General features: G+C 60.7%; 10 protein-coding genes and 1 pseudogene. 8 read left to right on the forward strand and 3 right to left on the reverse strand.

The window, feature by feature from the left end; all coding sequences use genetic code 11:
* Positions 1-113 precede the first annotated feature (113 nt).
* Positions 114-248: a hypothetical protein gene (locus tag EN906_RS38800; protein WP_281060441.1), complete on the reverse strand. Its 135-nt coding sequence runs from the start codon at positions 246-248 to the stop codon at positions 114-116.
* A gap of 209 nt (positions 249-457) precedes the next feature.
* Between EN906_RS38800 and EN906_RS13310 the strand changes: the two genes are divergently transcribed.
* The 6 genes from EN906_RS13310 to EN906_RS13335 all read left to right on the forward strand — a co-directional run bounded on the left by EN906_RS13310 (position 458) and on the right by EN906_RS13335 (position 6,025).
* Positions 458-1,588 carry a thiolase family protein gene (locus EN906_RS13310; protein WP_127267387.1) on the forward strand — a complete coding sequence of 377 codons (1,131 nt, stop codon included), beginning with the start codon at positions 458-460 and terminating at the stop codon, positions 1,586-1,588.
* Positions 1,555-2,040 (forward strand): OB-fold domain-containing protein, encoded by a 486-nt coding sequence (locus tag EN906_RS13315; RefSeq protein WP_206517131.1) that lies wholly within the window; start codon positions 1,555-1,557, stop codon positions 2,038-2,040. The genes EN906_RS13310 and EN906_RS13315 overlap by 34 nt, the downstream gene beginning before the upstream one ends.
* Positions 2,034-2,855, forward strand: coding sequence for a helix-turn-helix domain-containing protein (locus tag EN906_RS13320; RefSeq protein WP_127267386.1), 822 nt, complete (start codon positions 2,034-2,036; stop codon positions 2,853-2,855). The genes EN906_RS13315 and EN906_RS13320 overlap by 7 nt, the downstream gene beginning before the upstream one ends.
* Positions 2,856-2,944: 89 nt before the next feature.
* Positions 2,945-4,282 (forward strand): sugar ABC transporter substrate-binding protein, encoded by a 1,338-nt coding sequence (locus tag EN906_RS13325; RefSeq protein WP_236382677.1) that lies wholly within the window; start codon positions 2,945-2,947, stop codon positions 4,280-4,282.
* Positions 4,275-5,195: a sugar ABC transporter permease gene (locus tag EN906_RS13330; protein WP_024504905.1), complete on the forward strand. Its 921-nt coding sequence runs from the start codon at positions 4,275-4,277 to the stop codon at positions 5,193-5,195. Before EN906_RS13325 ends, EN906_RS13330 begins: the two co-directional genes overlap by 8 nt.
* 62 nt (positions 5,196-5,257) lie before the next feature.
* Positions 5,258-6,025: a carbohydrate ABC transporter permease gene (locus tag EN906_RS13335; protein ID WP_236382678.1), complete on the forward strand. Its 768-nt coding sequence runs from the start codon at positions 5,258-5,260 to the stop codon at positions 6,023-6,025.
* 72 nt (positions 6,026-6,097) lie between these two features.
* Here the strand turns inward: EN906_RS13335 and EN906_RS13340 are convergent, their stop codons facing one another.
* On the reverse strand, positions 6,098-6,967 hold the full coding sequence (locus tag EN906_RS13340; RefSeq protein ID WP_206517133.1) for an alpha/beta hydrolase: 870 nt from the start codon (positions 6,965-6,967) through the stop codon (positions 6,098-6,100).
* Between the two features lie 10 nt (positions 6,968-6,977).
* Complete coding sequence (locus EN906_RS13345; RefSeq protein WP_024504908.1) at positions 6,978-7,382, reverse strand: hypothetical protein; 405 nt, start codon at positions 7,380-7,382, stop codon at positions 6,978-6,980.
* Positions 7,383-7,615: 233 nt separating this feature from the next.
* Here EN906_RS13345 and EN906_RS13350 point away from each other — a divergent pair, with 233 nt between their 5' ends.
* Together EN906_RS13350 and EN906_RS13355 are read left to right on the forward strand one after the other, a co-directional pair.
* The gene (locus EN906_RS13350) at positions 7,616-8,347 is read left to right on the forward strand and encodes a GntR family transcriptional regulator (protein WP_050580511.1); all 732 of its coding nucleotides are present in this window, start codon (positions 7,616-7,618) and stop codon (positions 8,345-8,347) included.
* A gap of 250 nt (positions 8,348-8,597) precedes the next feature.
* Positions 8,598-8,912, forward strand: a pseudogene (locus EN906_RS13355) (hypothetical protein); the annotation flags it as partial.

Consider the following 8,912-nt stretch of genomic DNA (forward strand, 5'->3'; position numbering starts at 1 on the left):
CGCCACGGACAAACTGGACAAGCCCAATGGTCTGGCCTTCTCGCCCACCGAGAAAATCCTTTTCGTTGCCGACTCAGGCGCGACGCACACGCCTGGGTGGCGCACATGAGATCCTAGCTTTTGACGTAGCGGCCGATGGTGGGCTTGGCAACCGCCGGACATTCGCCATGATCGATGCCGGGGTGCCTGACGGGTTCAGCGTGGACCTCGATGGCAATATCTGGACAAGCGCGGCTGATGGTGTTCACTGCATCAGCCCCGAGGGGAATTAATCGGTAAGATTGCGGTCCCGGAAACCCGTCACAAACCTGACGTTCGGCGGCCCAAGCGCAATCGCCTGTTCATAGCCGCTGCCTCGTCTCTTTACTCGATTTATGTCGGGACACGCGGCCTCTGAAACGGTTCCGAGCCTCTTGACCAAAATAAAATAAAATGCATCATCCATTACGGAGGGACGATGCAAGGCTTTTCTGGGCTTCGAGATAAAGTATCGGTGGTGGGCGTCGGCACGACGGCGTACGGCAACTTTCCCGACATGGACGAGTATGGCCTGGCGGCTGAGGCGTTTCGCAACGCGGTTGCAGATTGCGGACTGGACAAGGGCGCGGTCGACGGCCTGCTTACATGTCGTATTCCGAGCTACTACCGGATGGGCGAAGTCCTGGGACTTGATCCGCGTTGGACGATCACCCTACCGGGGCATGGTCGCATGTCGGGCATCGGCCTCATCGAGGCAACGATCGCCTTGACGAGCGGCCAGGCGAAATATGTCGCGCTGCTTTACGCCAACATCGGCCGATCTCGCCGCGTCTTCTACGGCGGAGGTGAAATGCCGGGCCATTGGGACCCTTGGGGGTTCACCTCGCCCGGCGGCGCCCACGCCATGATGTTCCGTCGCCACATGGAGCTTTACGGTACGACGACGCGGCAACTCGCTGAAGTTTCCGTCGCCTTCCGCAGCCATGCGCAACTCAATCCCGGCGCGGTGATGAAGGAGGCAATGACTATCGACGACCATGAGAATTCCCGTCCGATCGTCGCCCCGCTGCGCCTATTCGATTATTGCCTGATCAACGATGGCGCCGTCTGCCTGATCCTCACGACAAGCGAGCGTGCCGCTGATCTCGCCAAGCCGCCGGTTCGGATCAGCGGATTTTCGGGGCGCGAGGCCTATCGAAACTCGTCCATAGAGAATTTTCACATCGACTTCTGGCACGATCAGGTCTCGGCATCGGGCGATGAGGCGTTCGCCATGGCCGGCGTCGAGCCCGCCGATGTCGATGCATTGATGTGTTACGACAATTTCAGTCCGACCGTGCTGTTCAGCCTCGAAGGCCTTGGCTTCTGCCCGCGCGGCGAAGGCGGCCGGTTCGTCGAGGGCGGAGCGTTGAAACTTGGCGGCCGGCTGCCGACCAACACGGACGGCGGCCATCTGTCCAATTCGTATATGCAGGGCTGGGCCCTCAACGTCGAGGCGGTGCGCCAACTGCGTGGCGAATGCGGCGATCGGCAGGTTGAGGACTGTGAAGTCGTGACGTACGTGCAAGCAACACCATGCACGCGCACGATCGTTTATACGCGGGCGTGACGGCTGACATGGCGTATGGCGCTTCCGCTTCCGAGAAATCCGTAGAGGCAAAGCCGTTGCCCAAGATTACGCCCTTGAACAGGCCGTTCTGGGACTATGCGCTCAAGTCAATTTACGCGCTGCAGACCTGCGATGCGTGCGGCGACGCTCATGTTCCCGAAGCGCCGGTCTGCCCTCGGTGCCTGAATGACCGCCAGACCTGGAAACCGGCGAGCGGAAAAGGCACGCTGCAGTCCTGGGCGGATTTCCATCGCGCCTATTGGGACGGCTTTGAGGCAGACTTGCCCTACCGTACATGTCTGGTGCGGCTTGACGAAGGCCCGCTGGTCGTCAGCAATTTGGTCGGCGGGCAGGCGAACCTCAGGATTGGTGCGCGCGTCCATGTGGTGTTCGACCGCATCGCCGATGGCATTGCATTACCGAAATTTTCTCTGGACGAACCGGGATGCTGAACGAAGCAGCTGACGCCGAAGTGAGCGCGGCCGGATGCGATCGTCATCACGCCGGCCGCCTGCCAGCCCGGCCAAACCGCAGCATCCTGAGATCGGCGACGCGCCCGCTCGAAATCATTGAACTCTTTGCTGCTCTTCGCCGCCCGCTGTCGGTCTCGGAAATCGCCTGCGCGCTCGAAATCCCCCAGTCAAGTTCGTCCGTGCTGCTACAGGCCATGAGCGGTGCAGGTTTCATAGCGCGCGATCGCAAGACGCGGAAATACCTACCGAGCGTCCGCTCCGTGCTGTTGAGCAACTGGGTCCACGACACGTTTCTCCAGGGCAGCGGCCTGCTGCAGGCGTTGGATGCGTTGAGCATCGAGGCCAATGCAAATGTCCGGCTTGGCGTCCGCAATGGGGTGCACGTTCAATATGTGCATGTCTCCTGGCCGTCGGCCGAGCCAAGGACGAATCGCCTGAGTCCCGGCATGAAGTTGCCGATTGGCAGCGACGCCCTGGGCAGGATGCTGCTTCTAGCAGAGAACGAGAATGACGTACGTGGCATTCTCCGGCACGGGAACGCCGTCGGCGATGCTGCACATGCGGTCAATGTGGAGGATCTTGTCAACGAGCTGCGAATGCACCGCGTCGATCGCTTCGCGGTTTGTCGCGATCTGAGTGCCCAGGACGACCTCGTCATCGCAATCCAGTTGCCCGCGCGATTTGGAGCGCCTGCTGCGATCGGCATTGGCGTTGCCGTTTCCGGGCACGCGGACGGTCGGTCGAGGTTCGCCGCGCTGCTTCGTGACTTCGCTGCAGAAGCCTGGGGTGCGTGAGGGCGAAGTGCTTGACCGCCACATGCGTACGCCGGGGCGGAATAGGAGCTACCAGGCGGCTCTTTCTAAAACGACTAAGAAGCAGGCTGGTGGAGGAATGCGCAATGAAGAGCAGTAACTTGATGGAACTCATGCAGCAAATGTCGCTGACACGACGGCAATTGCTCGGCACGTCAGCAATGCTGGGGGCAGCCGCTCTGATGCCGCGGCAGGCATGGAGCGCGCCCGATCTCAAGGGTATCGAACTCAATCTTATGGTGATCCAGCCGCACGTCACCGGTGGACGCATAGTTGCAGACGAGTTCGGCAAGGCGACCGGCGCGAAGGTCAACGTACTGCCGGTTCCCAACGACCAGATCCAGCAAAAGGCGACCCTCGACGTCCAGTCCGGATCCAACGTCTACGACGTCATCGACTACTGGTACTGTCTGCTCGGCGCGCTCGCCGAAGACGGCACGGTCGTCGACGTTACCGACCGCATTGCCAAGGATTATGCCGCTGCGGACTTCCTGCCGTCGATCTACGATCCCTACACACTGTACAAGGGAAAGCGCTGGGGGGTGCCATATGACGGCGATTCGCACGTGCTGTTCGTCAACACCGAGATCCTGGAACGGAGCGGCCAGAAGCCGCCCACGACTTGGGACGAATATCTGGCGACGGCGAAGGTCATCACGGAGGCCGAGACAGCGAACGGCATCTTCGGCACCGCGCTGCTCGGTGTGAAAAACCCTTTCATGATAGGCTGCAGCTACACCAACCGGCTGGCTGGTCTGGGTGGCGATTTCTTCGATGCCAGCGGCAAGCCGTTGCTCGATTCGGAAGTCAGCATCGCGGCCGTCCAGGCCATGCTTAACGTTGCTCCGTATGCTCTGCCGACGCCGCTGGAAACCGGGTTCGAGCAAGGATTGCCGGCCTTCCTCTCCGGTAAGGCGGCCATGATCGAGTTCTGGACCGATCTCGGGGTCAACGCACAGGATCCGGCAATGTCGCAGATTGTTGACAAGTGGACCGTGGTGCAGATGCCGATTGGCGGCGCCAACAAACAGCATCGCGGCTCGCTCGACGCCGGTTTCGGCCTGGCGATCTCGGCCGGCTCGAAGCAGCCGGACGCCGCTTGGGAACTGGTCAAGTTTGCCTGCAGCAAGGAAATGAACCTCAAGCTGACACTGACTCCCGGCAGTGGCATCGATCCGATCTTCACGTCGGTTCTCGACAGCAGCCAGTACAAGGCGGCGGCGCCGAAGGTTCAGGCTGCTGGCGCCCAGGCACTAAATGGCGCGCTTGCCTGGCCTACCGGGGCACTGGCGTCCAAGATGCTGCAAGGCCTGGCTGACGAACTTGCATTGGTTCTCGCTCATACCAAGACCCCCGAGCAGGCTATGAAAGATGCCCAGGCGGCTTGGGTTGCAATGCTGAATGGATAGAGGCAACCCGGTTTCCACATCGGCCGGAGCGACGGTAAGCGGCTCGCGATTGGCAGGGTTCCTTCTGGTCGCGCCGCTGCTGCTCGGCCTCTCCGCCTTTGCCATCTATCCGTTTCTCGACGTGCTTGCGTTGTCGCTGTCGAAGAGCTCGCTGGGGCGGCAGTTCCAGCATTGGCCGGTTCTGACCAACTTTGCCGCCATTCAGCGCGATGGCGACTTTCAGGCGGCCCTGTTGAGGACGACGATTTTCGCAATTCCCGTCGCATTGATCCAGCTCGCACTTGGCTTGGCGATCGCGATGATGCTGCATTCAAGTCTGAAGCAGGCGAGGTGGGTGCGCAGCCTTATCCTGTTGCCGCTAATGACGCCGCCCATGATGGTGGCCGTGGCCTGGAAATTGATCCTTGCGCCCGCCGGCGGCCTGCTCAACGGCGTGCTGTTGCGCACCGGCATCATAGACCAGCCGGTCTCATTCCTCGGCACCATGCCCGCAGCCTTCCTTTCGGTCGCTGTCGCCGATACCTGGCAGTGGACGCCGTTCGTGGCGATCCTCGCTTATGCGGCGCTCCAGACCTTGCCAGACGAGGTGTTCGAGGCGGCAAGTGTCGACGGCGCGTCGCCGCGAACGATCTTCTGGCAGATCACGCTTCCGATGCTGATGCCGACGCTGCTTGCCATCTTGCTGTTGCGCGTCGTGATCGCGTTCAAGCTCTTCGACCTCGTCTATGGTCTGACATTCGGCGGGCCGGGATTCAGCACCACCGTCACCACCTTCCGCATATGGCGCACTGCCATGCAGGAGTTCGATGTCGGTCTGGCCGCAGCCCAAACGCTGGTGTTCGCCATCCTCGTCAGTATTGTCACCCTGCCTATCACCTGGCTTCACAAACGCAGCGAAACGAGGTCGGGATGAGCCATTCCAGTCAAGCTGGGGGGAAGTCGCGGGGCCGGGTCGCAACAGGGTGTGCCGCGGTCATGGTCGGCTTCTTTGTGTTGCCGATTGCGTATCTCGTCTCGGTTTCCTTCAAGACGCCAGACCAGGTGCTTACCGGGTATTTCCTGCCGCAGGCACCGACACTGGCGAACTGGATCAACACCTTCCAGATCATCCCACTGTTTCGCCTGCTGGCGAACTCGCTGCTGGTCGCGGTTTGTAGCAGCCTGCTGACGCTCGCCGTCGCCTTTCCAGCCACGTACGCCATGGTGCGGTTGAAGGTCGGCGGGCGCTTCCTTCCGGCCTTCACGCTGGCGACCTACGTGGCGCCGCCGGTGGTCGCGCTCATTCCGCTTTTTCTGCTTCTGCGTCGGCTTGGTCTGCTCAACAGCCTGTCTGGCCTTATCCTGGTCAACGGGATAGCCAACCTGCCGGTGGCCTTTTGGCTGTTGTCAGGCTTCCTGCGACGGGTGCCCGTGGAAATCGACGAAGCGGCAAAGATCGACGGTGCTGGGTATTTCACGATCATCTTTCGCCTCGTCGGCCCAGTCATGGCGCCAGGCCTCGTGGCAACGGGTTTGATTTGTGGCATCCTCGCCTATGATGAGTTCCTGCTCGCCTCCGCCTTCAGCAATGACGAAGGCAGCCGAACGCTGCCGGTGGCGATAGCTCTTTTCCAGGGCGAGCGATTGATAAATTTCGGCCAGATGGCGGTAGCGTCTCTCACCGGCATTATACCGGTCTATCTGATCGGGCTGTTCGCGCAGCGGTGGCTGATCGGCGGGCTGACGGCGGGCAGCGTCAAGTAAACCAGAATCCAGGTTGGAAAAAGCGTCGACGATTTTGCTTCCTGCGTTTTTCGCTGGCCTCCCGGGGCGGTATCAGCCGGTGCGCTTTGCTGACTTCGCCCTGATCTCATCGAGGATTGGCACGATATACTCCCGGAACTTCGCCGGGTTCTCGGCCATGGGGAAGTGGCCCATGTCGCGCATATGCACCCATTTCGAGCCGGGTATCATCGACGCAAGCTGACGCCCTTCCTCGACCGTCGCCGACCAGTCGTAATCGGCATTCAGCAAATAGAGGTCGATCTTCGCCGTGTCGATATACTTGGCCGTATCCGTGAGATCATGCTCCTCGACATAATAGTGCAGGTCGCCCGGGAAGACCGACGGCGCCCCCTGGCTGTACATCCAGATCGTCTCGCGGCGGTAAACCTCCGGGCTGCTCGGCGAACACTGTGTGTGTTGCAAGGCGGCGCGTGTGTCGTTGGATGTCGTTGGGTGCCAGTACCAGTCTGTCAGCGTGCCAGGCTCGGGGCTCTTGATAAGAGGCTCAAGCGCGATCGCGGCGCGAAAATGCTCGGGATGGTAAAGCGCCAGATCGGTCGCCAGCAGCCCACCCATCGAGCAGCCCATGAAGACGGGTCTGTCGAGCTCGAGCGCCTTTGACAACTCGAGCACGTAGCGCAGGAACCAGTCCATCTTGAGCTTGTAGCCAGTCTCCCAATAGCGGTGGGTGAGGGGAGGCAGCGACTTGCCATGGTAGGGCAAGTCCCACGCGATGAAACGGAAATACCGGGTGAGTTCCTCATCCTCGAGAAGGTGCCGCCATTGGCGCGCATCGGTGCCTGCCGTGTGCTGCAGCAGCACCGGGATGCCGGTGCCAGCCTGTTCGAGGTATATACGGTACTCGGTGTCATCCAGGGTCAGATACAGATAGCCGCATTCCATCTTTGCAAACTTTGCCATCATCCGTCCCTCAAGCCTTCACGCCGTTGATCTCCTGGCGCATCACGGCGAGGATTCGCTGCAAGGCGCTGTAATATGCGTAGAGCGACGACAGATCGCCGCCGAGCCGCATGCCGCGATGGATCGCCGCCGGGAAGAAGTCGTTGCAGAAGCGCGCCGGCGCCGGCTTCAGGATGTCGCGCCAGGTTTCCCGCGGCCCGCCGACATAGATGGTCGACGACTTGTAGCCGTCGCTTCCTTGCTGGAAGTCCACGACGCGGCCATCCCGGATCTCCATGAAATACTCGTCCGCCTCGTTGCTGTAGAAGCGGATGCGGGCGTTCCAGAAGCGGGCGGCAATCGCAAACTCCGGGTCCTTATTGACGCCATCGCGGACGGCTTTGACGGGAATGACCAACTGGTCCTTGTCGCTCACTGACGATACTCCTCCATGCTTCCGTTAGGGTGCGCGATGGGAAAAAATCCACCGTGATCCCAACTCGCCAAGAGGCCGAAATCAACCGATCTCAAGAGTCCGGCTGAAGAAATCAATATTCTGATGCCCGTCGAACGCTGAACCGCTCGATTGTGGTTGCGGGAACGGGACGAACATGGAAATCCTGATGTAGGTCGACCAGCAGTTTCGAGTGTCGGCTTCGGAAATGAGGAATGACCGACCACCAGCCGCTCGACGCATTGCAGCAACAGATCAGCAAGCGCAGTCTCGCCGACGACAGCGGCGACTGGTCTTTGAAATCACGGACGACGGCTGAGTATCAGATTGCTGAAGTGCTGCGCGAAAAGATCATCGTCGGTGTCCTCGCGCGTGGACAGAAGCTGAAGCAGGCCGAGATCGCCAAGATGCTCGGCGTCTCGATCACGCCGGTGCGCGAGGCGCTGCGGCTGCTGGAAGCCCAGGGCTATGTGGCGGTGAGTGCCCATCGCGGCGCGATCGTCGCACCCTTCCTGATCGAAGGTGCCGAGGAACTCTACCAGTTACGACAGTTGCTTGAAACGCGCCTGACCGCGGAAGCTGCGCGGCGCATGTCGCCGAACGATCTGTACGTTCTCAAAGCCATCAACCACGATCTTCTCATGGCCGCCAGGGCTGGCGACCGCGCCGCCTGCCAGGAGAAGAATTTTCGCTTCCACTTCCGGCTATACGAACTGGCAGGCCAGGCGCAGACGCTCGATTTCGTGCGCATACTCTGGGCCAAATATCCGCTCGACTTGCTGAGCCAGATGCCGGGCAGGCAGTCGCGCGTTTTCGATGAACACGTGACGCTTCTGGCCGCTCTGGAGCGGGGCGATGTTGAGGGCGCTACGGGTGCGATGGAAGTGCACATCAATACAGGCTGGTCGGAGTTCCTGGCAAACTACAAGATGCCCGTCTTGCCCTGAGGAAGTCGCCTCACCTAGTGACAGTCGCAACTGCGGAGCGCGCCCATGGACATCGTCTGGGGCGATGGCCGCATAGCCAACGACGACTTCGGCTGAATTGTCAGTGTCTCCTATAACCATCGCAGGGGTTCTGTTCCAAACAGGCCAGCAGGGAGGGTCTTTAACGTTTGCTATGAGCGACCCTCATGGCGAGGGTTAGATTCGTCCTTCCGGCGGTTTGCGAACCTCATGATAAAAAGGGGAGGAGAGCATGCTTACCTGGAAGAACAGAGCCGTACGGTTCGCCCGCGTGATCACCGTGGCGGCCTGCACGGCAGCATTTTCGTTGGTCGGGCTGGCGGCTAGTCACGCGGCCGATCCGACGGCCGAGGAGCAGGCAGCCGCGCTGGCCGCCGTGCCGAAGGAGGCGCAGAAATACTACGGCGGCTACTGGTATGCGACCAATATAGTCGCCGATCCGTTCGCTAACTGGAAGCCCCATGCGCCGCCATGGAAGATTTGCCACAATGATTCCTATCTTGGGAATTCGTGGCGCGCCAACCTTGTGGCGGAGCTGAAGGCGCTG

Source organism: Mesorhizobium sp. M7A.F.Ca.CA.004.06.1.1 (genome assembly GCF_003999135.1).
Classification (GTDB): Bacteria; Pseudomonadota; Alphaproteobacteria; order Rhizobiales; family Rhizobiaceae; genus Mesorhizobium.